Annotated in this window: 1 protein-coding gene; it reads right to left on the reverse strand. The window is 28.9% G+C overall.

Features of this window, described 5'->3' with window-relative positions; genetic code table 11:
* The coding region (locus BUE91_RS06195; protein ID WP_143605911.1) for a hypothetical protein at positions 1–450 on the reverse strand (450 nt) is incomplete at both ends.

Consider the following 450-nt stretch of genomic DNA (forward strand, 5'->3'; position numbering starts at 1 on the left):
ATCCTGTATTACCAGAGAAATTAATTCCTGCCTTTGCTAGTGCCTTTAGGTCTGTCCCTGTTGCTACGTTGTTTTTATTGTTCTTAAATATATCATCTTTATCTTCTAGGAATTCTTTGATTTTTTCTGGTGTTGCATCTTCTCCTAGAATGCTCTTTACATTTCCTATAGATATAGGTTCATTGCCATTTCCTTTTGGCATTAGGTTTACTATTACATCTTTACTATCTACTGGAGTTAATTGGTTATTTCCATTAGCATTATTTTTAGGTTTGTATTTATTTTCATTTGTATCATAATAATAGTTATTTAAATCTGATTCTTTATATAACTTATTATCTTGTCCTCTTACAACTTTTTCATTATTATTTGTTGAATATTCAAATGGCCCATTAGCTATTTCTTTTATCTTATTATCTACATAGTTCTTGTTAACTGCTATGCTTCCAT

This window comes from Streptobacillus notomytis, assembly GCF_001902585.1.
Classification (GTDB): Bacteria; Fusobacteriota; Fusobacteriia; order Fusobacteriales; family Leptotrichiaceae; genus Streptobacillus; species Streptobacillus notomytis.